The following is a 25,219-nucleotide window of genomic DNA, read 5'->3' on the forward strand; positions in this document are numbered from 1 at the left end:
TCTCACACAATGTCATTGTTTAAGATAAAGTTGAGCTTCGAAGTAGATGTAATTTATAGGAGGAAAACATGTTTAAAATAGGGGATTTTTCAAAACTATCTTCCATTAGTATACGTATGTTGAGGCACTACGATAAAGTTGAATTATTGCAGCCAGTAAAAGTTGATGAACAGAGTGGATATCGATACTATTCAGCAGCCCAATTAAAGAAAGTAAATCAAATTCAAATGTTAAAAGATATGGGATTTAATATCGCTACCATTAAAGAAATAATAGAATGCGATAATATAAATAGTGTAAAGGAACAATTTCAAAATCGTTGTGCTCAAATAAAGGATGAAATGGGTGACCTCCAAAAACAGTTACGTTTTCTCGAAGCTTCAATGAAAACGATGAGAGAGGATGTTGTTGAGATGAGCTATCATGTTTCAATAAAGGAAATTCCAGAAAGAAATGTAGGTAGTGTTAGAAAGGTTATTCCATCATATAATTGTGAAGGCGATTTATGGAGCATATTGATGCAAGAAATTCATATGAAAAATATTAGCATGGCTAATCCGAGTTATAGTATTGCTGTCTTCCATGATCAAGAATACAAGGAAAAAGATATAGATGTAGAAATACAGCTAAATATCTTAGGAACGCACGAAAATACAAAAGATGTTCATTTTAAAAAAATCGAAGCAATCAAAGTAGCATCTATAACAGTAAACGGAAGTTATGAACAAATGACAAATGTAAATGAAGCAGCCGCAAAATGGATTGAAGCGGAAGGATATGAATTAGCGGGTCCCATGTTTAATATTTATCACGTTAGCCCAGCTATTGAATCGGATCCTAATAAATGGGTTACTGAGGTTTGTTATCCAATTAAATAATGATAAAGAAGAAAGGCATTATTATGCCTTTTTTTCTTTATCATTAACTTATTCATAAATATCAAAATAGATTACTTCTTAATCACTTTCTAAATCAATAATAGCCTCCTTAATATAAGAAGGCATTAAATTTAAAAAAATTAATGCTATGTGTATCCGTCATCAGGAAATAATACATTACCTTGTAGTAAAACTATTTTGTATTAAATACAGAACGGTATGTGCTGTTTCGGTTAGTATGTGTGGTTGGAGAAGAGGACATTTAGAATGTACCAAATAGACTGTAAAATTATTATGTAAACCAATAATTCTATATGAAATTTTAATCTTAAATATTTTCATTTTATAATGTACACTTAAATAGTATTATACATATAATCTTCAAACAAAGGGGAAATAGTAAAGTGAATGAATTAGAGTATAAAAACTTTTATGATAAAGTAGGACGATTAAATGGGTGGGATTTTAGTAAATTAAAATGTAAAATAGTTGGAGAAACTTGGGACTTTTATGGAGAAGTGAAAGAAAGATGTAAACCATCAGACATGTTACTTGATGTTGGTACAGGTGGAGGAGAAAATGTACTTAACATAGCATCCTCAGCTAAATTACTAACTGGAATAGATAATTCAAATGGCATGATTGAAAAAGCACATTCCAACTTGAAAAAAGCAGGTGTACAAAACGTTGAGTTTCTCCAAATGGATTCTGAAGCTTTAACGTTTCCGCATGCTCATTTTGATATTGCTTCTAGTTGTCATGCACCATTTGTAGCATTTGAATTAGCAAAAGTAATGAAAAAAGGTGCTTTTTTCTTAACACAACAAGTTAGTGAGTATGATAAATTAAACCTTAAGGAAGCATTTGGCAGAGGACAATGTTTAGGCGAAAGGGATGGTACTTTAAAAGAAAAATATATGAGTGAACTTAATAGTGCCGGCTTTGAGCTCGTGCAAGTACGTGAATATGATGTTACCGATTATTACAGTACACCTGAAGATCTCATTTTCTTATTAAAACATACGCCTATTATTCCTAGATTTGGAGAAGAGAAAGAGGATTTTACTATTTTACAAAAATTTATTGATATGAATAGTTCTGAAAAAGGGATTCGTACGAATTCAAAAAGGTTTATGATAATTGCTGTTAAATCATAATGTATATGAACGTAAAAGCTGGTTTTCTTTAAAAGAAAATCAGCTTTTTTGTGAAGAAGAGAATGCAGGGAAATCTTGAGAATAATAGAAATATATATATAATGTATTAATCGAAAAATTTAAATATGGAGGATAATTGTTGTGAAACGTTACTTTATGAATCACGAAAAACTAAACGTGCATATTACTGAATGGGAGAATAATGACAAGCCTGTTATCTTTTGTTTACATGGATTAGGTAGTACGAGTTTAAGTTTTATAGAAATCGCAGAAGAATTAAAGGGGGAGTATAGATTTATCTCCATTGATGCACCAGGGCATGGTAAAACACCACCCTTTGAAAGAACGGAAGATTATGAGATGCAGAATTTAGCAAATTGGTTAAATGAAATAATAAATGAACTGGGAATTGAACATTTCTATTTTCTATCACATTCTTGGGGAAGTTTCGTCGCGTTATATTATTTATTAAATAATCCAGAAAAAGTATTAGGAAGTATTCTTATTGATGGAGGATATCAAACAAAAAGACTGCAAGAAGAAACATTTCAAGAGGAAATCGCTTTTTATGAAAAGGATTTTGATGAATATGTTTTTAATAATTGGGACGACTTCTTTAAAAGTGAAAAAGAAGCTTATACTAGGTGGTCTCCATTATTAGAGAGTGCAGTAAAGGATCTTGGTATAGAAATGGATAATAACGTATGCTGGCATGCGAGGGGGAGAACAGCTGGTAATATAATAAGAGGTATGCATAAAGATGAAACGATAGATATATATGAGAAACTACCATCTGATATCGTATTACTTCGAGCTACAGTTCCACAAATATGGGATGAATATAGAGATAAAACAGTAAATATTTTTAAAGAGAAAACTGACGGTGTAGTAAAATTAATCCCTGACACTACACACATGTTGCACTGGGATAAACCAGAAGTTGTTATTGAAGAAATAAAAAATAATTGGAGGTAACATATTCATACTAAAGTTGTAGTTTCTGCATGAAAAATCCATCCTTCCGTTTGATTTCATCTATTTATAAGTGTAATACAATACGAATAGATAGTATGAAATAGGGGGATTTACAATGATTACACACATTTCAGATATTAAACTACAAACTGTTTCTATAGAAGGAGTAAAACAAGTATACGGAGATATATTATCTTTTCCAATAAAAAAAGAAACAGCATCATTTATTCAATTTGAAGTAACACCATACACAACAATTAGTTTCCAGGAAGTATATGAACCAATTGTACCTGCGCATTTCGCTTTTGAGATTCCATATTCCAAATTTCATGAAACAGCAAAATGGCTTGAAAAGTCTGGGTTACTTATTGTGAAATGGGAAGATGGAAATACAATTGGTGAGGAGAACGATCTATTCAATTTATACTTTAAAGACGGAGATGGAAATCTTCTCGAAATTATCGCACATAGTTATGTTAAAGAAGATGTATTAGTACCGCATTCACCGTTAAATATTTTATACGTAAGGGAAATCGGTCTTCCCGTTAAAAGTGTACCTGTATTTACGGAATGGTTGAAATCAAATCTAGATATGAAAACGATGGAAGATGGGGATATTTTCAACTTTGTTATAGGTGGCACTGCATATATCGTCGTAACCTGGTGGCAGCGACCTTGGATTCCAATTGCGATGAAAGCTTTACCACCGAAAGTACACGTTTCTTTCGGAACATCAGATGAAGCATTTTTACAACGAATCCAAAATAATTTCAAGAAAAATAGTGTTCCGTTTGAATGTAAGCGTAATGAAGTATCATTTCTTCAGCAGGGATATTCATTTTCTGTGGTGTATACACCAGATTTTCATTCTAATATTCCAAGTAAATTAAACTTACCACTTTCNNGAAAGTGGTAAGTTTAATTTTTATGCCGTGATTTTGCAGTGAGTTTCTATCCAATCAATAAAGTCTTTTATGATCGATTCAGTTAATGTATGATTAACAGTTTCGTATGTAATAAATTTCACATTAGTAGGTGCATTAAAGGGTATCAAATGTGTATAAAAATCTTTTTGACCAGCTATCGAGAAATGTGATTATTTTCACCATGTGAAAATAATATAGGGGCATTTGTTTTAAAATCTTTACATTTAGGATCGTATAGCTTAAGTATATTCAATTCAATTTCTTCTAATCGAGTCCTCATATCCAGCTCTCTAAAAAACCTTTCTGATGTTACAAATGAACTTGAGCCATTTATGCTTATTAGTCCAGCATAATCTATGTTAGAAAAGAAAATACCACTTGCTATAAAATCACCTATTGAACTACCAAAAAGTATTATATTTTCTTTTTGTATTTTCAAATGATGAATTAACTCATTTGATTCATCAGTTTATCAGCATCTTTTTGTAACCGAATAGATTTATTACTGTTTCAGATCTATGTATTAATTCATACCCTAGCATTAGAAGGGGGTGATTGAAGGTATGGCGATTAATGATGAATCAATTTGTCAACAGTTTGCAAGAATTATCGGCGGCCAGAAAGGTTTCGCCGGTGGAAAATGCGTGGCAACAATAAATCGGGATGAAATACAAGCAACAATCTTGGGAAAATGTTTTAGAGTAACAACTTCTTTCTCATTCGAATCAAGAGATAATAAAACTGGACGGGCATTATGCCTAGGCCGGATAGCGCTCTTGCAAAAGGAAGTCACTGAATTTGTTGCGACAATTATTAAACAAGGAATAATAGTTTCGTCTATACACAATGAGTGGTTATGTGATGATCCAAATTTGATTTACGTTAATATCGAAGACGTTGATGATCCACTAAATTTCGCAAGAAATGTCAGAAGGGCGTTAAGAAACTAACGAATTTCTTTAATTAAATGAGCGATTATGTTAATTAGAATATTTTAAGATTGTTGAAGAGTATATTTGAAAAATAGGTTTAAGTTGATGATTTTATAAAATAAAAGAAGGCGTTCCATATTTGGAATACTTTTTTTTACGCCTAAGAAATATAGGATAGCTCTTTTAGAAGGTACCACTTTCTCATTGTTTATTCATAGGGAGATATCTAGGATGAGGAAACACCTTCTTAAACAAGGAACACAACTTTTATAATTGTAGCGCTGAATTAAATAAATAATTGAACATAGTCAAGGAGCAAGAAAACGCTCTATTTTTTACTTTCAGAGGCACTGCTCTATCTCCATCAGCTGAAAGATTTAATAGTGTTCCTAGAACAAATTTTTGTATTAGCTTGTAACAAATAAGCACATTTTTCGTTTTGGGGTTGATTTCTTTTCTTTTCTTTTCTTAGCTTGATCGCGATACCCTATGCCCATCAACTTGTTTTATGGTTTTCGTTTCTATTTACTTATATTTTCATTGTTACTGACCCCTACTTCATTAGAAGTTTGTTTATATCCAAGGTTGCCTCGTGTGAAAATAAGAATAAGTAAAGCGACAAAGCCCAATCCTATCCCCACAAATAAATCCGAATTCTTTAAAACAGGATTGGTGGAATAAGCTTGTACCAAGCTAAACGTATTTACACTCGCATGAACTAGCATGACAATAAATAAGTTACCGTGATGGCAGTTATAGACCCAAGCGAGAATGATTGAGATCGGCAAACACAGCAAAATGAAAATCGGTAAATGAATATATAGTATAGAAAGGTCAGAACCCGGTCCACCCCTTTGTGCAACTGTTAAGAAATGTGGAAGATGCCAAAAAGCCCACAAAACACTCAGTAGTAATGTTGCTTTTAACGGTCCAAACTTCGATTGTAATCGAGGCAAAGCGAAACCGCGCCATCCGATTTCCTCAGGTAAAGGTCCACCGAGAAAGAAAGTAGCCACAAAAGAGATGAGATAGGTTACAAAAAATTTAAAAGTAAGGTCATGGAAAGTAGGTATCCCTCCATTTAATATCACCATACCCAGAAACATTACAGCAGGGATAACGATGAGTGTAAACAAGTACCACTTCAAACCGACCTTAGTAGATATGATGCTTTTTCTAACTTTTTTCCACGACTCTTTGCCTTCAAGAGTTCGAAACATGATATATGCTGCTAACATAGGACCTACAAATGCATTGGCAACAAAGAAAATATCAAACGCTTTTGTTTTAGGGAAAATACCCCATTGGGATAAGATAAATGGAATTAATACAACCCACGAGAATAAATATGCCATTACAAAAAATGAAGTTAACGGATAGGATTCCAAATACCCTCTCAGACCTGTTGATGAGTTTTTTGATTTTGTTAAATACTTCAACATAATCACCTCTTCAATTATAAAGTACTGCGATATGTGTTAATTCTACATGTTTTCATAAAGAACCTTTTTGATGTAATAAAGTTAAGATTTTTGTAAGAAAGGAGCGATACGTTACCAAAGAAATGTAGAAATTTCTATAACAGTTTCTTTCATTTCTTTGTCTACCTTGAGTGCTATCCCATGCCCATCAAACTAATATTTTAAAGTGTCCCCAAAACGAAAAAAATGAGCCGGATTTTCTATTCTAAGAAAAATCCGACTCTTATTTTTAGACTTGTTATAAAGGACGAAGAAACACTAACGTTGTAGTATCTTTCATATTAAACCGGTACTCATCTAAAAAATTGATATGTTTCATCCTAGTAGTGAGGTATGTTTTAATAGTTCTTCGTTAAAACCACGTGTACTTTAAGATTTTAAATATAAATTCTAAAATTCCGATTGGTATATTAATTTCTACTAAAAATAACAATTATTTGAGCAGAAGGATTTCCTGAAATTCCAATGAATTTAATACATGGAGGTCAGGAGTATTACTTTATTTTTTAAGGAGGAATGAACTTGAACTTAGATGAACCGATAGCCAAGGGGAATACTGCGAAGATATATCTTTATGAAAATAAAATTATTAAATTATTTGAGGAATATCTTCCAAATACAGAATCTTTTAATGAGGCGAAAAAACAAAAATACGCTTATTCATGCGGACTACCAGTTCCAAATATATTTGAAATAACACAGGTACAAGATAGACAGGCTATTATTATGGAATACGTAAAAGGGGACAGTATTGGTGATCTCCTGCTTAATAATTTAAAAGAGGCAGAGCATTATATCAGTATTTGTGTTAATGAACAAAAAAAGATTCATGCTATAAGTGTGGATACAAATAAAATGGAATCAATGAGAGAAAGATTGGGGCGTCAAATTAAATCTGTACATAAATTGGATGAAAATCAGAAAGAAAATATATTGAATAAGTTATATTCCATCAAATTTGAATCTAGATTATGCCATGGAGATTTTCATCCATTTAATTTAATTTTGAGTAATGATAATGTGAAAATAATAGATTGGGTAGATGCTAGTTCTGGTGATATTCGTGCAGATGTATTTCGTACCTATTTATTGTACGCCCAGGCATCTATGGAATTAGCTGAAATGTATTTGCAAATATATTGTAGAAATACTAGCTTATCAAGAAATGAGATTTTTCAATGGGCTCCTATTATTATTGCGGCTAGATTAACTGAAAATGTACCAGTTAAAAACATTGAATTACTAAATGAATTGGCGATTCAGTATTGTGATTAATGAAAGAATCTCTCCATATTTTTTTAGAAGTTATATATGTACTAACAGTCTAAATGGATATTTAAACGCATTGGAATTAGCGTACGACTAATAAGATAGTAAAGAAGGAGTTCATTTTATGAAAACTGAATCTGAGAAATCTTCTCCTGCGCTACAACTTTCGAAACTACATAAGCGGTTTGGTAAATTTATTGCAGTTAATCATATTGATTTAACTGTTCCAAGGGGATCTTTCTACGGAGTAGTTGGGCCTAATGGAGCAGGAAAAACTACTTCGTTGTCAATGGCTGTCGGTTTGTTACGACCGGATGGCGGGAACATTAAAGTTTTTGGAATTGATGTTTGGAGTAATCCAGAAAAAGCTAAAACGCTGATTGGGGTATTACCAGACGGATTAGCTTTCCCAGAAAGACTTACTGGTCGTGAATTGCTAACATATATGGGATTGTTAAGAGGGATCAGTGCTAAGGAAGTTGCTCAACGAACAGAAGAACTACTTACAGTATTAGAGCTAAATAATGCTGAAGGAACTTTAATCATAAATTATTCTACTGGTATGCGTAAAAAAATCGGTCTCGCACTCGCGCTCCTTCATGCACCAAAACTACTCGTTCTCGATGAACCGTTTGAGGCGGTAGATCCTATTTCTGCAACTACTATTAAAAAGATTTTACAGAAATTCGTTAGTTCAGGTGGTTCTGTAATATTTTCTAGTCACGTCATGGCATTACTTGAACAACTTTGTGACCACGTTGCGATTATTTCGAAAGGGACAGTACTTTCGTCAGGAAAGATGGAAGATGTTTGTGGTAACGAAAAACTAGAGGACATTTTCGTTCGATTAATAGGTAGTCCTACTGTTAAAGGGGGAGAATTGTCTTGGTTAGTACTTTAATTCAAATGAAGTTATCAATACTTAAACATTCAATGAATGGTGGTAGGGCAGTTCTATTTATTATGGCAGGATTAGTTGGTTTATTGCTGGCAATTGGAACTATTCTACTTTTTTCTTTTTATCCTACGGAACAAACCATTTCAAAAAGTATCCTATACGTAACATTCGCTATTTGGACGGTAGGGTGGATTATTGGCCCGATGCTTACTGGGGGAGACGGAATATTACGTCCTGAATATTTTGTATTGCTTCCGCTCAGCCCTTATAAACTTGCTAGAGCACTACTCGTTGTAGCTTTTATAGGAGTAGGACCACTAGTTAGCTTTCTAGCTTTCATAGGATTATTAATTTACGCAGCCAGGATTAGCTATTTTGCAATTATAGTTGCAGTTCCGGCAATTATCTTACAGTTAATTTTTGTAGTGCTGTTATCAAAAGTAATAGTTAGTATTATGGGTGAGACAATGAAATCAAGAATCGGAATGGAAATTGGAGCGATGCTCATTGGTTTTCTTATTGCATTTCTAAATGTAGGCTGGTATGCACTTCCTGTAATCAGTGGGATAACACCAAGTGATACAACGTTATTTTACATGATTCCATTTAGTTGGACGATCCTTGCTGTAGAGTACGCTAGTCAATCTAATTGGTTATTATCTTGTATTTTCTTAAGTGCAATAGCAATATTTTGTGGGCTTCTTTTCTTTATATGGACTATATTATTGACTAGAAATAAAGTGAGAGATTCTAAAAAAATCCAAGGTGAGATTACTAATAAGCATTATAGAAGGGGTATTAAAATCTTTTTAGAAACTAAAATAGGAGCTGTTATAACTAAGGAGCTTAAAAGTTGGGGAAGAGATCCACAAAGAGGTCGTTTCCTGCGGATGGGCATATGGATAGGTGTATTTTATGGGATTTTAGTTACAATTGCTGATATACCATACTTAATGCCTTGGACAGGAGTGAGTATGATTGTATTTACAAGTATGTTCTCTTGTAATTTATATGGTTTTGATGGGAGCGCATTATGGTTAACATTGGTGACGCCAGGTGCAGAAAGGATAGATGTGCGTGGTCGTCAGTTAGCGTGGTTGATAGCTGTTGGTCCAGTTTCGATTTTAACAACGAGTATTTTTACTATTTCTAGCGGGCTTACTTTCGTTTATCCATGGGTATTTGCAATAATTCCGGCATTACTTGGCGGAGCAGCAGGCCTTATCGTATTGTTTTCTGTTTATAACTTAATCCCAATCACTGATTCTCACCGCCGTGGAAAAGGAACCATAATATCCGGTGACGATATGAATACGAGTAAGATGTTTATAACAACGTGGCTCATGATGGTGATGGTATTAGCAACAGCAATACCAGCTTTACTAGTTGCATGGCTTGGAACATCACTACATATACAGGTCTTACAATGGCTAGGTGTACCGATTGGGGTTTGTACGGGAGGGGTTTTAGCTTGGCTGTTTGGGCGTATTGCTTACACAAAACTTGAAAGAAATGGCCCCGAGTTGCTATTTGAAATGAAAAGTGGGATGAAAATAAAGAGTGATAATTACAAAAAGAAAGTTCAAAATAAAGCGATTGAATTACCTAAGAAAAAACTTGCTTTTGTTGTTCTTTTTGTATTTATGGGAATCTTTTTTTTAGTTCACCAAAGTATAGTACCGATAATCTTTGAAATATTGGGTGTGGATGAAAAAGTTCGTCTTTTCTTCCTTCCTCGTTATCTTCCACAAATCGCTCGTATTCCTGTAAGTATCATTTTTGCTCTATTAGGTATAACATTTTTGTATAAAGCAATTTTAACTAAGAAAAGGCACGTGAAAGAAACGCAACTAATAAAAGATGATATGTAAAACATCCCTAAAAAATCATTTTTTACATGATGTTGTTCAACTATTGTTAAACAGTAGTTAAACAACATCTGCTTTACATATTGATTAAGGAATGATTATTTTCAAGTTTCATTCTATAAAGATTCATTATCCGTACTTGTTCCTCAGTTAATTCTTCTCTATCCCAATACATATGCATTAAACTATATTCAAATATCTCCTTTAATTTTATGAACAATGGAAGCTTGTCTATTATTTCTTTAGGTAATTCATTTTCTTCTTGATACCCATCAAGTATTGCTTTTGTAATTGAATTCTCATAGTCAACAATATTCCCATTTCCTGCAAATGAGTACTCTATCGCGCTATAGATTGGAACTGCTAAATCGAATATGTAAAAATGTTTTTCGCAGTCTTGAAAATCAATCATTGTTAAGTTTGAAGCATTATCAACTAAAATGTTTTCTAACCATAAATCCCCATGGATCAGGCCATAGTTCGTAGATGTTTTGGGTAGGTTTTTAATGGTAGATAAAACATCACATGCAATTTCTCTAATAATAGTCTCTTCTTTAGGGATATATTTAAGGAAATTATATTCTTCATTTTCATACCAATCGTTAATATGTTTTACCGGTTCAATACTTTCAAATTTTTTAGATACACGATGCAATTTACCAATTTGTTGGCCAAGCTTTTTAAATACATTAGCATTCCATTCACTTCTTGGTAAATGTATACCAGGAGCAGCTTTATATAATACAGCGAAAAGTTCCTTGTCTAATGTTAATTTCTCTACTAAATTTCCCATTAAAGAAGGTATTACTGGAGGGGCTCCTAAGCCATTTTGATATAAAAAGTTCGTATATGTAACTTCTTCTAACTGTTCTTCATACGTTTTATAGTTTGTAATTCTAATGAAGTAAGTACCTTCTTCCGCGAGACATTGATACATTTCGTTCGTTATGGATTTAATGTTAATAAAATTTAATGGATATTGTTCATTTATTAAGTGGAGTATCTCTTTTTCTAACTCGTTCATTGTAACTTCCTTTCTAAGCATAAATTTTCAATTAGAAAACTAATCATCTCTTAATTTACAAAATTCGTGTTTTAATTTTTGAAATCCTTTAAAATTGATATAGTATCCAAAAATGTTTTTGGAATGAACCCAAGAGAATTTCAACTAAACAAAATGCCTATTCAATCATTTGTTAAACTCAATATCAATAAAGAAGGGGGAGTTTAAAATGAATATTTCTAAGAAATTTGAAATTGATCGATTACGTAGTGAGAAGAATGAGTTGTTTGATACAGATGTACTTAACATATTAAATGGTCAATTTATGTATGAAGAATTTAAAAATGAAAAATTAATGAGAGAGTCTGATTACGCCCCATTTAATGAAGCAATGTGTGTGAACCGAGTTACTACACGAGTTTTTGATGAAGAGTTTATTAAGACAAGAGCGACGGGGCATAATAGTTCAGTTGAGGATTATATAAAAAAGGTTATAGATCCATTAAATAATCTTTTTAATAATAAATATAAATATATTGTTTTGTGGTTTGGTGAGGATATGTTTTGCCAAATGAATCTATTGACGATCCTTTCTTATCTTGAGGAGTCAGGTTATAAGGGGAGAGTTGTTTTAAATAGTTTTAGAGATGATGAATTTAAAGTTAGTCAGACCGAAATTAAATTAGGTAAATATCACTCTGTATATAAAGAAGTGTTGGTGAATCATGAGAAACCAACTGTAGAGTTACTTCCATTGATGTATCAGGCAATAGATTTATATTTAGATATGTTAAAAGAGGATAATGCCGTAGTAAAATTCATTTCCCAAAATAAAGATTTATCAATTAGCGAATTATTAAATAAGTTGTTTAATCTTTTCCCAACAATAGGATATGGAGACTCTCAATACATCGAATTAATCAATAGAACAAAATAAAATACTATTTGAGTAAAAGAATACACCTAAAAAGTTAGGTGCATTCTTTTATTTATGTTCTTTCAAGTAAATCTAATTCTACCTCTACAAATGCCATTAATTCTTTAATGGTTTCACCAGAAAAATCAAAACGAATACCAGCTGTTTCATACACTTCTTTTATAGATTTTGAGCTTCCTAGTGATAATGCCTTTTTATAATTTTCTAGTGCTTGTTTAGGATCTTCTTTATATTGTTTATACATTTGCAGCGCACCAAGTTGGGCGATTGCATATTCGATGTAATAAAACGGCACTTCAAAAATATGTAGTACAGGTAACCAACTCGTTGCTATCCAACTTTCGTAACCATCAATATCTATGACGCTAGACTGATAAGTTTTTTGAAGTTGTAGGTATTTTTCATTTCTTTCTTCAGAAGTATGACTCGGATTTTCATAAAGCCAGTGTTGAAATTGATCTACGATAAGCATGTCAGGTAAATATGAAATAACATCTTTAAAGTAGTTGATTTTCGCTTGTTTTAAATCTTTTTTGTCTGTATAGAAAGTATCCCAGTAGTCAATTGAGAATAATTCCATTGTCATACTAGCTAGTTCAGCTGTTTCGGCGGGAATTTCTATATACTGTCGCAATTCTAATGGTTTTACGCACTCGTTATGAATGCTATGACCCATTTCATGTATGAAAGTGATACTATCATCTTGTGTATAGTTAAGGTTCATAAAAATAAAAGATAATTGAGAAGCAGGTAAGTACTCACAAAAACCACCAGCTGCTTTTCCTTTTCGGCTTATTAAATCCAAACAATCATGTTCATGCATTCGGTTTAATAGCGTTGTAAATTCAATATCTAGTTTGTTGAATATGCGAGTGCTTTTTTCAATTAAATCATTTTCATTTGTAATAGGTTTAAGTACTTTTTGATCAGGGGCTACAGCAGCTACATCCCATGGACGAAGCGTATCCACTTGTAGTTTCACTTTTTTCTCTTGTAATATTTTATCTTTAAGTGGCACAACATACTTACGTATTGATTCAGCTAGTTCATAGCAATCTTCCGCTGTATAATCAAAACGCTCGTATTTTTTGAACATATAATCACGATAATTTGCTAATTGAATGTTTTTTGCTTTTTGATGGCGAATTTCAATTAATCGATTTAATATGCTTTGGAGTTCTTTTTCAACAGATAAGAATTTTTCAGAAATAATTGTTTTTGCCTTTTTACGGATATCACGATTTGGATCTTGTAAGTAGGACTGGAGTTCAGTAGTTGTTTTTTCTTCGCCATCCCATAGTGCAGTCAAACTGCCTGTAATTTTGAAGTACGCGGTTACTAGTTTGTCTTCATTTACTTCTAAATCAATGTTCTTTTCACAAAATAATGTCTGTGCATTCTTTATTTTTTTATCTAGTAAGCTATATGCTTTTGGATCAAGTTCCATTCGAAAAGGTGATTCTAAATATTTATTATCAAATGAATTTTGATACCGTTTTAAAAGTGGCTTTGCAAATTGTTGGTCATGTTCAAAAGTATCTTTTATTTCTATATTATCTGTATTACATTGAAAGGCAATATAATGTGATCTTAATTGTTCTTCGATTTCCCAAATTAATGTAGATTGCTCTTTTAACCAATTTTCAAGATCTTGTTTTGAAGAAATCACTTTATTTAATAAAGTAGAAAGAGCTTTCTCTAATTCTAGTACATTACTAATATCAATCGTGTACAAGCGCTGCATTATATATCCCTCACTTTTTATTTATTCATGGAGATATTCTATTCATTAATTGTAATTCCTTTGTTAAACAGAAAAATTATGAAATTATGTTAAATTTCATAATTATAGAAGGGGTGTATATGTCAAAGTAAAAAGTTGTATCGTAAGTAATAATGAATGGAGGGAAGTAGAATGAGTATATAGTTATGGATATTGCTACAGCTACGATAGTTCTGCTATAAGAGGTGAGAAGGAAAGAATACTAGATTTAGAGATAGCCGATAGCGAAGACCCTAATGAAATAAAAAAGAGATTAATAAGGGATAGCAAATTCAAGGGATTATGTACTATAAAAAAGAAACAAGGAAGTTTCAAATGCAGAATATAGATAGGGGCTAGTTTTGGGACATATATTTAATGATGAGCGTAGAGAAAAATGGATATTAAGGTTTTGAAATTTGTGGTAATTGGTTCTGTTTAAATGATATGTTTGAACTACACCGTATTTATTGGAAGGTGATGAAATATATGGCAGTTTTATTAGTAGAAAATTTATATCAATTATCAATTCTTTTACTACTTTTATGCTCATTTTGTTTTTATAGATATTTAAAGAATACAAGGAGAGAGCGAAAACTTACAGGATTTGAACTTACAATGTATACTGTAACGCAACTTGCTTATTTTATTTGGGCGACAGCAACGATTCTAAAAATGTTATCAAAATAGTACTCTTATTATTACGGTTAAGGTTAGAAGTTAAAAAGAAAGGAATAGGGAGGTTGATAGTGTAGACATGCAGAAGGAGAACTTTACCTAGTAGGTAAATAAATATAGTCTGTATCTAAATCGACGACTATATCACTTATAATATCTTTATAAAAAATTTGAGGAATACATTCATAATTATTTCGAATACAAAATAGTTCAATGAAACCCTCGTAAGATAATTCCTCATTTTTCGCATCCAAGTACATACTTTTTAACTTTGCAATTGGGATATTACGGCCAATAACGTATTCATTAATTCCAAACCCATCAAATTCAATTATCATTTTATCACTGCTGGTTACTAACCAACATTATAGCTTTAATTTTGGATGAAACTTTTATATTGATTATTATACATAGTTTAAAATGCAAATTGAATTTATTTTATATAAAAAGAGAGGATATCAATGAAACAGTATAAATTAGTTTTAGAAGGACCTAACAAACTTAAATGGCAAACGGGTGAAGTTAGGCTCATACAGGATGATGAAATTATTGTTAAAACAATCGCAGGTGCAATTAGTATTGGAGCGGAATTACCGCAGTATAAAGAGTCGGATATTTCAGATATAACCCCTTTTTATCCGAAAGAAACAGGATATGAAAGTTACGGTGAAGTTATTCAAGTAGGTAATAAAGTAACAAATTTAAACGTAGGAGATAAAGTAGTTTCTTTTTATGGACATCAAACGATAGGGATAGTTAAGGGACATAAAGTAATTCGAGTACCTAGTTATATAAAACCTAAAGTCGCCTTATTATCCATTCTTTCATGTGATGCTGCTAAAGGGGTATTAAAGTTAAACATGCGACAGGATAAAAAAGTACTTATAACTGGAATGGGAGTTATGGGTTTACTCGCTTGTTATTTCTTAAAATATTATGTAGGTGTTGATCATGTGGATGTAGTTGAACCTATTAGAAATAGAAGAGAAATTGCACGGAAATTTGGTGCGAAAAATACTTTTAGCTTAGGAGAATATGTATCAGAAATATACGATTACGGATTTGAATGTTCTGCTACAATGAATGGGTTCGGCATCATACAAAAAGCTGTTAAGAGTAACGGTACCATTTGTATACTATCGGATGGTAATAAGGAAGAATTGAGTTTAATACCAGAGTTTTACGAAAAAGAATTAAAAATTATTGGTTCTAGTGACGGATATGATTATCAGAAACATGCAGATTGGTTTTTTAACGAAGTAAGACAAACACCATTTGTAGAGGAGATTTTTCAACATGAGATTCCTTATACTACACTTGAAAAATGTTTTAAGGAATTAAGTGAAGGGATAATAAATCCTTTAAAAGTATTCGTTTCATACGAATAGCACATAAACCTATTACTTATAAATCATCCTTTAATAGAGAACGCTACTAATATTCAACATTAAAGGATGAGCTATAATGAATATTCTTTTTGAAAGTATTATTTTAATTTTGACTGGAATTATTGTTTTGAAAATGACAGGAAGTAAATCTGTTAGCCAAATGACTCGAGCTGAAATTATTATCGTTGTTTCTATTGGACGTATTATTGTAGAACCTGTTTTGAGTAGAAAAGTGATGCCCTCTATTGTTGCTGCTGTTATATTTTCAAGTATTTTATTCCTCATTCATTTTTTAGAATTGAAATCGCAAAAAGTGGAACAATTTTTAAATGGAAGCAGCATCGTTATTGTAGAAAACGGAGTAATTATTAAGAATGGCTTATCGCAGGCAAAATTGTCAGAACAACAACTATATATGCAATTAAGAGAAAAAGGGATACATGATATAAAGAGTTTACAACAAGTGACTGCAGAAGCAAATGGGCGTATTGGATATCAGTTAAATATTAAGGCACAACCGGTAACTTTAGAAATGTTAGAAAAAATATTAGGGCAATATAATGTGAAAAAGTGACTTAAAATACGCTGAATGTTCAAATGATTATTTAATTAGATATACACTAAGTAATATGCTATATTCAATGGGGCTAGCATGATTATAGTAAATGTATAAGTGAAATGCTCCTCGCTTTAGAATCATATATATCTTTTTAGAAGGGGCTCTAGCATTTTGTTCACAAGGATTTTACGCACTCGTTGCAATTTGAAAAATGTATCAAAAATAAGGAGATAGAAAAATAATGGAGTTTTGGGAATCCAGTTTTATAGAAAAACAAACAATGTGGGGATTTGAACCTTCAGAATCTGCAATCATGGCAAAGGACTTTTTTCTTGAAGAAAATGTGAAAAATATATTAGTTCCAGGTATTGGATATGGTAGAAATGCAAAGGTATTTATTGATAGTGGAATGCATGTAACAGGTATTGAGATTTCAAAAACAGCAATTGATTTGGCGAAGGAAAATGGACTGGACATTAATATTTTTAATGGTTCAGTAACTGATATGCCTTTTGATAATAAAAGCTATGACGGTATATTTTGCTACGCGCTTCTTCATTTGTTAAATCAGGAAGAACGAGAGAAATTTATTAAAGATTGTTATAGTCAGTTAAAACCAGGTGGATATATGGTTTTTACAACTGTTTCTAAAAAAGCTCCTATGTTTGGAAAAGGTAAACAGTTAGATAAAGACTATTTTGAGATAATGGAAGGCGTTAAAATGTTTTTTTATGATCCTGAATCCATAAAACAAGAATTTGATCAGTATGGACTAGTAGAGGTTTTAGAAATTGACGAGCCGAATAAAAATGCGGACAATAAACCTTCCATTAATTGTTTATTTGTAAAATGTAAGAAAGAGAATTTATGACGATATTTTTATAGAATTAAAAACACACTAGGTCTTTAAAACATAGTGTGTTTTTATAATTAATTAACTTTTTTAATAAACCCTTTATAATGCCGTTTCACAAGCTGCGTTTCTAACGTCTTCATCGTTTCTAATGCTACACCGACGATGATCAGTAAGCTTGTACCACCAATTTGGGCAGAAGGTGGTAATGCAGCAACTTTTGTAAATACGAGCGGCAATATAGAAATTGCGCCTAAGAAAATTGCACCGATAAATGTTAGTCTGTATAAAATTTTAGTTACATATTGTTCTGTTGATTTACCAGGACGAATCCCCGGAACATAACCGTTTTGTTTTTTCAAATTCTCAGCCATCTGTTCAGGGTTTACTTGAATAAATGCGTAGAAATATGTAAAAGCAACGATAAGGCCAACATAAAGCGCCATTCCAATTGGATGTGCGAAATCAAAATTCGTAATTATCCATTTTGATACGCCTGAATCAGGGAAGAGCTGCGCAATTGTACGCGGCGTCATTAAAAATGCGGAAGCAAAGATAACCGGAATAACACCAGCACTATTTACTTTAAGAGGTAAATGAGTGTTTTGTGCTCCTTGATATGGATTGTTTCCTGATCCAGCTTTTGCATATTGAATCGGTATTTTACGAACCGCTTGTTGGATGTAAATAACACCTACAACTATCGCTAAAATTACGAGTCCAATTAAAACCATTTTTACGATATGCATAAATAACTGATCGCCTGCGTTTTGGAATTGTTGTAAATAAATTTGATTTGCAACATTTGGAATCGCTGCAACAAGTCCTGCGAAGATAATCATTGAGATACCATTACCGACGCCTTTAGCAGTGATTTGTTCACCTAACCAAAGTAAAAATGCAGTACCAGCAGTTAAAACTGTCGCAATAAATAAGTATGTAGTCCAGCTTTGATCTGTAATTAATTGTCCACCTGCTATATTATTAAAACCATAAGACATCCCAATGGATTGTATGAATGCGAGAATGATTGTAAAGTACCGAGTAAATTGAGCTGATTTCTTACGGCCCATTTCTCCTTGCTTTGCCCATTCCGAAAATTTAGGTATAACGTCCATTTGTAGTAATTGTACTATGATGGAAGCTGTAATATATGGTGTAATACCTACTGCAAAGATCGAGAAGTGTTGCAGTGCTCCTCCGCCAAATACGTTCAGCATACCTAAAACATTGGCTTGATCTTGTACTTTTAATACCTCTGCGTTAGTATGAGGAACTGGAATAAACGTGCCAATTCGAAAAACAATTAGCATCGCTAGTGTAAAAAGAATTTTGTTTCTAATCTCAGCTACTCTCATGAAATTTGAAATCGTACGAAACATTATGTCGCCTCCTATATTTTTATCAGTTCAAAACTGATTATTATACCCTAATGAAGTAACCACAAACCTCCTTCCGCATTAAATTCATTTGACAAATGGATTTTCATACATTTTGTAGTTTTCACGGATATAAAAATATAAGGTGTTAAATAAGCGACCTATAAACTTTTCGTAATCATTCAATACCCATAATATATCGAATAAATTAACAAATGTACATACATACGCATAAAAAATGAATGAATAGGGTGTTTTTTTTACATGTAATTCATGTTAGAAGGACGTTAAGAAACAACTCTTATTACCTTCCGTAGTTAATTAGCAGTGAAATGCAGCTAAAATGTGCCTTAAATCAATTTCTCCCAATCTTTAAAAGATAATTTATCGGTTATATGTTTTAATTCATTAGGCACTATAATATGACACATTAGCTCTAAGCTATTACCATCTGGGTCCAAAAAATAAACAGATGCATTACCTTGATGTGGCCTGACAAATGGTTCAATAGATTTATTACTTCCAAACGGAACAGCCTTAATGTGAAGTGATTGTAACCAATTCAACGATTCTTTTAAATCCTCATAGGATACTCGAAAAGCAATATGCCGTAAAGAGGGATGATATTTCGTTTCAAATTCAGAGCCCTCCCATAACCCTAACCAACTTTTACCTTCGTCAATCCAAAAGAAAGCGGTTGATTCATCGCTCCAAGCTAATTTCAATCCTAGTTTTTCATAAAATTCAATAGAGTTTTGTAAATTACTAACTGGTAAATGTGCTTCATATATTCCTTTTATCAATTTAAATCCTCCTTCATTCTTTCGTTTTCTTATCATTAAGATATCAATTTAAACAGAATTTAAAATCGAATAAAAGTATGAAAGCACATACTACTTTAGTAGTAGTAAGCGATCATATTTCAATTAAGATTTATGTAATTAGAGAATTTGTTTTATTTATGAAGGAATAAATATTAAAGAAGGCTAAATAAAAGGAGTAGATAATTATGGAGGGAGCTGATGTAAATGAAAGTTTTTATAAAAACTTTGTTACCGTTCGAAGTGGCATTTATAAGACGGACTGGTAGTTACTTTGAACCACAAGATCATTGGGCAAAGCTACTAAATTGGGCAAATGAAAATAAACTTTATCCACCAGAGCAATCATTTATCGGAATTTCACTAGATAATCCTGAACTTGTTGAAAGTCACAGGTGCCGACATGACGCTTGCGTAACTGTACTTGAAAACTTTGACAAAGATCAACATCAAGAGGTGCAATTTAAAAGATTAGAGGGAGGTTTATACGCTCTATACCATTTTTATGACAAGCCATACCATTTGAATATAGCATATCAATACGTATATGGAGAGTGGATAACAAATAGTGAGTATGATGCAGATTATGATAGAGATAATCTGGAGTTTTGCATGAATAATGTATCAAAAGACCTAGAAGGAAAGTTAAAGGTGGACTTATATGTACCAATAAAAAATACACAAGAATAATTGAGTAAAAATAGGTGATGAAACTTAGATTACGTTTAATTTCATTGACCGTATAGAAAGGATAAAAATATAAATTAATAACATAAAATAAACTTTACAGTGGTCATGTTTGTTTGCTTGAAGTACCTAATAAATAACCTGAATCCTTCATAATACGCGAAATATTGTTGATTTATATAATGTATGAAAGGTTGTGAAATCATTTGAAAGATTATAAAGCAATGTTATTTGACTTAGATGATACTTTACTTGATAGGGATAAGGCAGTAGATAAATTGTTTTTAAATGTTTTAGAAAAGTGTTATGGGGATGTTAGTGATACAGCTAAAAACAACATGTTAAAGAAATTCAAAGAGTACGATAAAAGAGACTATGGCATTAGTGACAAAACAATAGTTTTGGAATCATTATTTGATGAATTTCCGCCGAAATATAGATTGCAGCGCAATTACATTCAAGATTTTTGGAATAATAATTTTCCTAAATGTTTTTCTATAAACCAAAATACTATAAATATCTTAGATACTATAAAGATGCATGTCAAAGTTGCCATTATTACAAACGGCTCAACTCAGAGACAAAAAGCTAAAATCATTAACACGAATTTAAATAGGTATTTTGATACAATTATTATTTCTGAAGAAGCAGGATGTAGTAAACCTGACAAACGCATATTTGAATTAACATTAAATAAGCTTAATGTACAACCAGAAGATGTACTATTTGTTGGAGATGACTTAGAAAAGGATATTGCTGGTTGTCAAAATGCAAATATAAAGGGTATATGGTTTAACCCTCATATGTTCAAGAATAATACCGAAATAAAGCCATATGCTGAGATTAATACTTTTGATAGTTTGTTAAGTTATGTTACTCCACAATATTTTTATAACAAGTAAAAGCAATTTGGATATATATATTTTCAAAATATCAAAAAAGAGAGATCACTATTAATTTCATTGACCGTATAAAAAATATAAAAACTATATTTATAAAAAAAGAGGCCGTTTCAATAGCTGTCGTTGGAGATTTTTCTATATACACTAGTAAAAGCTTAAAAGACTTTATTTATGAATGTAATAAAGGAAATGATATTTTTTACTTAGCAACTGAACAACTAGCAATAGAAAAATTAAGTATATTGAAGTAATAATCATATTTCACTAAAACACCCCTTTTTTCATGTCGCTTATTACTACATGTCATCTATACGAAATATAAGAACTAACGTTTGTGATAAACTAAAAGATGGATAAAGGGGGAATTTAATTGAACAATTTTAATGATACAATCCAAAATTTAAATAATATAGTGTATATACCTAATAATTTAATGATCACTAATCTTAAAGAAGAAAAACAAAACTCAGAGTATGCAGGGATGTTATTTCACCTAAATAACAAACCGATACGTTTTAGAGTATCAAAAATTACTCCGAATAAAATTGGGCAATTTGTTTCTTTTTGGGAGAAAGATGAAAACATGCAAAATCAAGCATTTTCTTATGATTCTGCTCCTGACTTACTAGTTATCACTTGTATGGACGATAATAGACTAGGACAATTTATTTTCCCTAAAGAAATTCTTCTTAAAGAAAAAATATTGAAAACCCAAAGTCAAAAAGGAAAGATGGCTATGAGAATTTATCCAATTTGGGATACCCCTGTTAGCAATCAAGCTAAAAAGAGCCAAATGTGGCAACTTCAATATTTTGTTGATTTAAGTGATAGTAACAATTTACCCATAGATAAACTATTACATTTATATTCATAGCTTTTTACTCCTAAAAGAAGAAATCGTTGCGTATACCAGATTAATGAAGAGGCATTTGTGTTTGAGGAATCGAATGCAATACTTTTAGCATTTGTACATACAATACCGTTTGAAAATTTAGATGTAATAGCAAGTAATACAAATACAATTTCTCTGGAAAACTAATCGTGAAATTACAGAAGATCAATATAGAGAGCTTTTATATACTTTATTTACTATTAAATTATGAATAAACAAATAGCCGTTTCTTATTCAGAAGCGGCTATTTTAATTATTTTTGGTTTAAAAGGTTCGCGTCTAATATGTTTTGGAAACTGTGGTATATTTAATGTTTTTAACGTTTCCTCAGCCTCTTCATATGTATGCAAAACTCGAATTACATATGGCATAAAACCACTCCTTATAGTAAAGAATTATGTTCTTTTGCAACAGTATAATACGAATTAAAGTTTGATTTTCTCAATAGATATAATACACTAGAACAGTATAAAAAAGTACATACAATGAATATTAGATGTAAAGGAAGATTATTATGTCAGTAATTGATAAATTGAAACTAAATAAGTATACAAATATGGTTGTTATTAATGAGCCAAGCGATTATGAAGTTTTTACAGGTAAAGAAACTACATTTTCAAAAGAACACGATGCTATTTTTATTTTTGTAGAAACACTTGATGAAATGGTGAAACAAACGAATTTTATTATTAATAATGAAGAATTACTAATTGAAAAAGGTTACGTATTCTTCGCATATCCGAAAAAAGGTAATTCTCGTTACAGTACGTTTATTCACCGTGATGAGATGTTTCCAGCATTAAACGTTGGAGATGATGGATATGTGGGGGAAAGCGAAATTAAATTTGCGCGAATGGTAAGTATGGATGACGTCTTTACTGTTGTAGGTTTAAAACGTGAAAAGAAAAAAGCGAAGAAAACGCCTGCTGCAAGTCAATGTGTTGCCGATTATGCAGATCGAATTCAAGATATTGAAGCATTGTTAGCCAATCATCCAAATGAACTTAAGTTTTATCAAAGTTTAACACCAGGATATAAAAAAGATTGGGCACGTAATGTTTTTTCTGTAAAACAAGAAAAAACACGTGAAAAACGTCTTGAGAAAATGATTGAAATTCTTTCACAAGGCTATAAAACAATTGAATTATTCCGTAAGAAGAAAAAATAACGGTTCGGAAAGTCACAATGATGCAACAATTAATTGCGATGAGTACATTGAAAAAAGTATTCCTTCCAGTATACTAAGGAATGTTCTTATATTTATATAATTAGCAAAAGAGAAAAGGTGTTTGAAATGAAATCGTATATTGTAGTTGGATCTGGGATTTTAGGAGCGTCTACTGCTTATCATCTTGCTAAGGCCGGTGCGAACGTTACTATTGTTGATCGCCAACAATTAGGACAAGCAACTGATGCAGCAGCAGGTATTGTATGTCCATGGCTTTCACAGCGTCGTAATAAAGCGTGGTATAAAATCGTTAAAGGCGGTGCGCGTTACTATTCTTCGTTAATTCAGCAATTAGAAGAAGACGGTGAAACGGATACAGGATATAGCCGTGTAGGTGCAATTAGTTTACATACTGACGAGAAAAAGTTAGATCAAATGGAAGAGCGAGCGTATAAACGCCGTGAAGATGCCCCGGAGATTGGTGAAATCACTCGCTTATCAGCTGAAGAAACGAAAAAATTATTCCCAGCATTATCGGAAGAATATAGTTCTGTTCATATTAGCGGAGCTGCACGAGTAAATGGCAGATTATTACGCAATGCATTAATAAGTGCTGCGAAAAAACATGGTGCAAATTTCATAAAAGGTGATGCAGCATTAGTCCGTGAAGGAAATCATATTACTGGAGTTAAAGTAAATGATGAAACAATTTTAGCAGACAAGGTTATTGTAACTGCAGGCGCATGGGCGAACGAAATCTTGAATCCATTAGGAATTAATTTCTTAGTTACGTTCCAAAAAGGACAAATTGTTCATTTACAAATGGCAAATACAGCAACAGAAAATATGCCAGTTGTTATGCCGCCAAACGATCAATATATTTTAACGTTTGACGATGGCCATGTCGTTATTGGTGCAACACATGAAAATGATACTGGTTTCGATCACCGTGTAACGGCAGGAGGATTAAATGAAGTACTCCATAAAGCATTGACAGTTGCGCCTGGTTTAGAAGATGGTACAATGCTTGAAACGAGAGTTGGATTCAGACCATTTACACCAGGATTCTTACCTGTTATCGGACCTTTACCTAACTTTGAAGGCATTCTCGTTGCGAACGGATTAGGAGCTTCAGGTTTAACAGCTGGTCCGTACTTAGGATCAGAACTGGCTAAACTAGCACTCGGACAACCAATTGAATTAGATTTAAATGATTACGATGTTGCTGGGGCAATAGAATAGCAAAAAAAGATTAGGATTTGCTCCTAATCTTTTTTATTTATAGAAAATTTTTGGTTAGTTATTATTATTAATTCCAAAACGGGACATTATTATAGATACTATAGAGATAATATTCATAGACAAATGTAAGGCATCCCTTCTTATTTTCACTTAAACATTTCCCTTTTTATAAAACAAAAGCAGCCTAACTAGAAAATATGTACAGCGTTTCAAATCAATATTTACCCGTTAGTCCTCCTTTTTTAAATAGAAATACCACTGATAAAACAATGATTACAGCTTTTAAGCTGCCCCAATATGGATAAACAGTATGATCTGTTAGATTAGCATATTGAAAAATATTTTCTAAGCCGAAAATCCCTATAATGACTGCCACAAGAAATGCAGCTTTTCCTATAGTCGTATTACGACAGAGGGTAAATAAGTATACAGTACATATAAGTGGCAAGATGATCTGTAATAAGAGTGTCATAATAGGTCCCCCTAGTTTATTTATAATTCTATTATATGCAAATTTATAATAAAAAGGAATGTGGCTTATTTGATACTAATAGACCTCCTCTA

The 25,219-nt window shown here is 32.0% G+C and carries 26 protein-coding genes and 4 pseudogenes; 21 read left to right on the plus strand and 9 right to left on the minus strand.

From position 1 onward, the window contains the following. Positions 1 to 68 precede the first annotated feature (68 nt). From COI75_RS24025 to COI75_RS24040, 4 genes are all read left to right on the plus strand, one after another. The gene (locus tag COI75_RS24025; protein ID WP_000472649.1) at positions 69 to 878 is read left to right on the plus strand and encodes a MerR family transcriptional regulator; all 810 of its coding nucleotides are present in this window, start codon (positions 69 to 71) and stop codon (positions 876 to 878) included. 404 nt (positions 879 to 1,282) lie between these two features. Further along, on the plus strand, positions 1,283 to 2,035 hold the full coding sequence (locus COI75_RS24030; protein WP_001003849.1) for a class I SAM-dependent methyltransferase: 753 nt from the start codon (positions 1,283 to 1,285) through the stop codon (positions 2,033 to 2,035). A 141-nt stretch (positions 2,036 to 2,176) separates the two neighbouring features. Continuing rightward, positions 2,177 to 3,010, plus strand: a complete 834-nt coding sequence (locus COI75_RS24035) for an alpha/beta fold hydrolase (protein WP_000833071.1) — start codon at positions 2,177 to 2,179, stop codon at positions 3,008 to 3,010. A 115-nt stretch (positions 3,011 to 3,125) separates the two neighbouring features. Beyond that, positions 3,126 to 3,926: a VOC family protein gene (locus COI75_RS24040; RefSeq protein ID WP_098448665.1), complete on the plus strand. Its 801-nt coding sequence runs from the start codon at positions 3,126 to 3,128 to the stop codon at positions 3,924 to 3,926. 164 nt (positions 3,927 to 4,090) lie between these two features. On the opposite strand, the gene COI75_RS24045 is transcribed toward COI75_RS24040, so the two are convergent. Further along, a complete protein-coding gene (locus tag COI75_RS24045; RefSeq protein WP_000701588.1) occupies positions 4,091 to 4,375 on the minus strand; it encodes a hypothetical protein in 285 nt (94 codons plus the stop codon). A gap of 124 nt (positions 4,376 to 4,499) precedes the next feature. On the opposite strand from COI75_RS24045, the gene COI75_RS24050 reads away from it, so the two are divergent. Beyond that, a complete protein-coding gene (locus tag COI75_RS24050; RefSeq protein ID WP_000996664.1) occupies positions 4,500 to 4,886 on the plus strand; it encodes a DUF1259 domain-containing protein in 387 nt (128 codons plus the stop codon). A 503-nt stretch (positions 4,887 to 5,389) separates the two neighbouring features. Here the strand turns inward: COI75_RS24050 and COI75_RS24055 are convergent. Beyond that, positions 5,390 to 6,310 carry a CPBP family intramembrane glutamic endopeptidase gene (locus COI75_RS24055; protein ID WP_000922413.1) on the minus strand — a complete coding sequence of 307 codons (921 nt, stop codon included), beginning with the start codon at positions 6,308 to 6,310 and terminating at the stop codon, positions 5,390 to 5,392. Positions 6,311 to 6,871: 561 nt separating this feature from the next. Here COI75_RS24055 and COI75_RS24060 point away from each other — a divergent pair. From COI75_RS24060 to COI75_RS24070, 3 genes are all read left to right on the plus strand, one after another. Then, the gene (locus tag COI75_RS24060; protein WP_001046868.1) at positions 6,872 to 7,624 is read left to right on the plus strand and encodes an aminoglycoside phosphotransferase family protein; all 753 of its coding nucleotides are present in this window, start codon (positions 6,872 to 6,874) and stop codon (positions 7,622 to 7,624) included. 118 nt (positions 7,625 to 7,742) lie between these two features. Next, positions 7,743 to 8,519, plus strand: coding sequence for an ABC transporter ATP-binding protein (locus COI75_RS24065; RefSeq protein ID WP_098388034.1), 777 nt, complete (start codon positions 7,743 to 7,745; stop codon positions 8,517 to 8,519). After that, complete coding sequence (locus tag COI75_RS24070) at positions 8,504 to 10,387, plus strand: hypothetical protein (protein WP_097807513.1); 1,884 nt, start codon at positions 8,504 to 8,506, stop codon at positions 10,385 to 10,387. The genes COI75_RS24065 and COI75_RS24070 overlap by 16 nt, the downstream gene beginning before the upstream one ends. Positions 10,388 to 10,460: 73 nt before the next feature. On the opposite strand, the gene COI75_RS24075 is transcribed toward COI75_RS24070, so the two are convergent. Beyond that, the gene (locus tag COI75_RS24075; protein ID WP_141535149.1) at positions 10,461 to 11,429 is read right to left on the minus strand and encodes a phosphotransferase enzyme family protein; all 969 of its coding nucleotides are present in this window, start codon (positions 11,427 to 11,429) and stop codon (positions 10,461 to 10,463) included. A gap of 102 nt (positions 11,430 to 11,531) precedes the next feature. Here COI75_RS24075 and COI75_RS24080 point away from each other — a divergent pair. Beyond that, positions 11,532 to 12,324: pseudogene (locus COI75_RS24080) on the plus strand (AraC family transcriptional regulator). A gap of 52 nt (positions 12,325 to 12,376) precedes the next feature. Here the strand turns inward: COI75_RS24080 and COI75_RS24085 are convergent. After that, positions 12,377 to 14,068 carry a M3 family oligoendopeptidase gene (locus tag COI75_RS24085; protein WP_001189418.1) on the minus strand — a complete coding sequence of 564 codons (1,692 nt, stop codon included), beginning with the start codon at positions 14,066 to 14,068 and terminating at the stop codon, positions 12,377 to 12,379. Between the two features lie 199 nt (positions 14,069 to 14,267). Here COI75_RS24085 and COI75_RS27835 point away from each other — a divergent pair. Further along, positions 14,268 to 14,436 (plus strand): annotated as a pseudogene (locus COI75_RS27835) (DUF4030 domain-containing protein); the annotation flags it as partial. Between the two features lie 139 nt (positions 14,437 to 14,575). Further along, entirely contained in the window at positions 14,576 to 14,776 is a 201-nt protein-coding gene (locus COI75_RS24095; protein ID WP_000279691.1) for a hypothetical protein, read from the plus strand. Between the two features lie 83 nt (positions 14,777 to 14,859). Here the strand turns inward: COI75_RS24095 and COI75_RS24100 are convergent, their stop codons facing one another. Then, positions 14,860 to 15,102, minus strand: a complete 243-nt coding sequence (locus tag COI75_RS24100; RefSeq protein WP_000582698.1) for a hypothetical protein — start codon at positions 15,100 to 15,102, stop codon at positions 14,860 to 14,862. 123 nt (positions 15,103 to 15,225) lie between these two features. Here COI75_RS24100 and COI75_RS24105 point away from each other — a divergent pair, with 123 nt between their 5' ends. From COI75_RS24105 to COI75_RS24115, 3 genes are all read left to right on the plus strand, one after another. Next, a complete protein-coding gene (locus COI75_RS24105) occupies positions 15,226 to 16,152 on the plus strand; it encodes a zinc-dependent alcohol dehydrogenase (protein ID WP_000816194.1) in 927 nt (308 codons plus the stop codon). 76 nt (positions 16,153 to 16,228) lie between these two features. After that, a complete protein-coding gene (locus tag COI75_RS24110; protein ID WP_001022990.1) occupies positions 16,229 to 16,726 on the plus strand; it encodes a DUF421 domain-containing protein in 498 nt (165 codons plus the stop codon). 226 nt (positions 16,727 to 16,952) lie between these two features. Further along, complete coding sequence (locus COI75_RS24115) at positions 16,953 to 17,582, plus strand: class I SAM-dependent methyltransferase (protein ID WP_000397577.1); 630 nt, start codon at positions 16,953 to 16,955, stop codon at positions 17,580 to 17,582. Between the two features lie 59 nt (positions 17,583 to 17,641). Here the strand turns inward: COI75_RS24115 and secY are convergent, their stop codons facing one another. Beyond that, complete coding sequence (secY, locus tag COI75_RS24120; RefSeq protein ID WP_000490107.1) at positions 17,642 to 18,946, minus strand: preprotein translocase subunit SecY; 1,305 nt, start codon at positions 18,944 to 18,946, stop codon at positions 17,642 to 17,644. Positions 18,947 to 19,293: 347 nt separating this feature from the next. Beyond that, on the minus strand, positions 19,294 to 19,746 hold the full coding sequence (locus tag COI75_RS24125) for a VOC family protein (RefSeq protein ID WP_000589635.1): 453 nt from the start codon (positions 19,744 to 19,746) through the stop codon (positions 19,294 to 19,296). 225 nt (positions 19,747 to 19,971) lie between these two features. Between COI75_RS24125 and COI75_RS24130 the strand changes: the two genes are divergently transcribed. The 5 genes and pseudogenes from COI75_RS24130 to COI75_RS24150 all read left to right on the plus strand — a co-directional run. Beyond that, entirely contained in the window at positions 19,972 to 20,454 is a 483-nt protein-coding gene (locus COI75_RS24130) for an AraC family transcriptional regulator (RefSeq protein WP_000862358.1), read from the plus strand. A gap of 221 nt (positions 20,455 to 20,675) precedes the next feature. Beyond that, a complete protein-coding gene (locus tag COI75_RS24135; RefSeq protein WP_033658008.1) occupies positions 20,676 to 21,353 on the plus strand; it encodes an HAD family hydrolase in 678 nt (225 codons plus the stop codon). A gap of 107 nt (positions 21,354 to 21,460) precedes the next feature. Further along, positions 21,461 to 21,604 (plus strand): annotated as a pseudogene (locus COI75_RS24140) (DUF4180 domain-containing protein); the annotation flags it as partial. Positions 21,605 to 21,723: 119 nt separating this feature from the next. Continuing rightward, positions 21,724 to 22,227 carry a MepB family protein gene (locus COI75_RS24145; RefSeq protein WP_001058766.1) on the plus strand — a complete coding sequence of 168 codons (504 nt, stop codon included), beginning with the start codon at positions 21,724 to 21,726 and terminating at the stop codon, positions 22,225 to 22,227. Between the two features lie 39 nt (positions 22,228 to 22,266). Further along, positions 22,267 to 22,389: pseudogene (locus COI75_RS24150) on the plus strand (arylamine N-acetyltransferase family protein); the annotation flags it as partial. A gap of 86 nt (positions 22,390 to 22,475) precedes the next feature. On the opposite strand, the gene COI75_RS27085 reads toward COI75_RS24150, so the two are convergent. Then, the gene (locus tag COI75_RS27085; RefSeq protein ID WP_001147165.1) at positions 22,476 to 22,616 is read right to left on the minus strand and encodes a hypothetical protein; all 141 of its coding nucleotides are present in this window, start codon (positions 22,614 to 22,616) and stop codon (positions 22,476 to 22,478) included. Between the two features lie 143 nt (positions 22,617 to 22,759). Here COI75_RS27085 and COI75_RS24155 point away from each other — a divergent pair, with 143 nt between their 5' ends. Next, positions 22,760 to 23,413: a YdeI/OmpD-associated family protein gene (locus tag COI75_RS24155; RefSeq protein ID WP_000110854.1), complete on the plus strand. Its 654-nt coding sequence runs from the start codon at positions 22,760 to 22,762 to the stop codon at positions 23,411 to 23,413. Between the two features lie 126 nt (positions 23,414 to 23,539). Continuing rightward, positions 23,540 to 24,655 carry an NAD(P)/FAD-dependent oxidoreductase gene (locus tag COI75_RS24160; RefSeq protein WP_000844379.1) on the plus strand — a complete coding sequence of 372 codons (1,116 nt, stop codon included), beginning with the start codon at positions 23,540 to 23,542 and terminating at the stop codon, positions 24,653 to 24,655. A gap of 214 nt (positions 24,656 to 24,869) precedes the next feature. Here the strand turns inward: COI75_RS24160 and COI75_RS24165 are convergent, their stop codons facing one another. Then, the gene (locus COI75_RS24165) at positions 24,870 to 25,127 is read right to left on the minus strand and encodes a hypothetical protein (protein WP_000173552.1); all 258 of its coding nucleotides are present in this window, start codon (positions 25,125 to 25,127) and stop codon (positions 24,870 to 24,872) included. Positions 25,128 to 25,219: the final 92 nt, after the last annotated feature.

This window comes from Bacillus cereus (genome assembly GCF_002564555.1).
GTDB lineage: Bacteria > Bacillota > Bacilli > Bacillales > Bacillaceae_G > Bacillus_A > Bacillus_A cereus_K.

What these genes read in the sequence shown, in the direction of transcription:
- COI75_RS24025 (WP_000472649.1), top strand. Translation starts at nt 69, where the DNA reads ATGTTTAAAATAGGGGATTTTTCAAAACTATCTTCCATTAGTATACGT.
- COI75_RS24050 (WP_000996664.1), top strand. Translation starts at nt 4,500, where the DNA reads ATGGCGATTAATGATGAATCAATTTGTCAACAGTTTGCAAGAATTATC.
- COI75_RS24055 (WP_000922413.1), bottom strand. Translation starts at nt 6,310, where the DNA reads ATGTTGAAGTATTTAACAAAATCAAAAAACTCATCAACAGGTCTGAGA.
- COI75_RS24065 (WP_098388034.1), top strand. Translation starts at nt 7,743, where the DNA reads ATGAAAACTGAATCTGAGAAATCTTCTCCTGCGCTACAACTTTCGAAA.
- COI75_RS24075 (WP_141535149.1), bottom strand. Translation starts at nt 11,429, where the DNA reads ATGCTTAGAAAGGAAGTTACAATGAACGAGTTAGAAAAAGAGATACTC.
- COI75_RS24085 (WP_001189418.1), bottom strand. Translation starts at nt 14,068, where the DNA reads ATGCAGCGCTTGTACACGATTGATATTAGTAATGTACTAGAATTAGAG.
- COI75_RS24095 (WP_000279691.1), top strand. Translation starts at nt 14,576, where the DNA reads ATGGCAGTTTTATTAGTAGAAAATTTATATCAATTATCAATTCTTTTA.
- COI75_RS24100 (WP_000582698.1), bottom strand. Translation starts at nt 15,102, where the DNA reads ATGATAATTGAATTTGATGGGTTTGGAATTAATGAATACGTTATTGGC.
- COI75_RS24105 (WP_000816194.1), top strand. Translation starts at nt 15,226, where the DNA reads ATGAAACAGTATAAATTAGTTTTAGAAGGACCTAACAAACTTAAATGG.
- COI75_RS24110 (WP_001022990.1), top strand. Translation starts at nt 16,229, where the DNA reads ATGAATATTCTTTTTGAAAGTATTATTTTAATTTTGACTGGAATTATT.
- COI75_RS24115 (WP_000397577.1), top strand. Translation starts at nt 16,953, where the DNA reads ATGGAGTTTTGGGAATCCAGTTTTATAGAAAAACAAACAATGTGGGGA.
- secY (WP_000490107.1), bottom strand. Translation starts at nt 18,946, where the DNA reads ATGTTTCGTACGATTTCAAATTTCATGAGAGTAGCTGAGATTAGAAAC.
- COI75_RS24130 (WP_000862358.1), top strand. Translation starts at nt 19,972, where the DNA reads ATGAAAGTTTTTATAAAAACTTTGTTACCGTTCGAAGTGGCATTTATA.
- COI75_RS24135 (WP_033658008.1), top strand. Translation starts at nt 20,676, where the DNA reads ATGTTATTTGACTTAGATGATACTTTACTTGATAGGGATAAGGCAGTA.
- COI75_RS27085 (WP_001147165.1), bottom strand. Translation starts at nt 22,616, where the DNA reads ATGCCATATGTAATTCGAGTTTTGCATACATATGAAGAGGCTGAGGAA.
- COI75_RS24155 (WP_000110854.1), top strand. Translation starts at nt 22,760, where the DNA reads ATGTCAGTAATTGATAAATTGAAACTAAATAAGTATACAAATATGGTT.
- COI75_RS24160 (WP_000844379.1), top strand. Translation starts at nt 23,540, where the DNA reads ATGAAATCGTATATTGTAGTTGGATCTGGGATTTTAGGAGCGTCTACT.
- COI75_RS24165 (WP_000173552.1), bottom strand. Translation starts at nt 25,127, where the DNA reads ATGACACTCTTATTACAGATCATCTTGCCACTTATATGTACTGTATAC.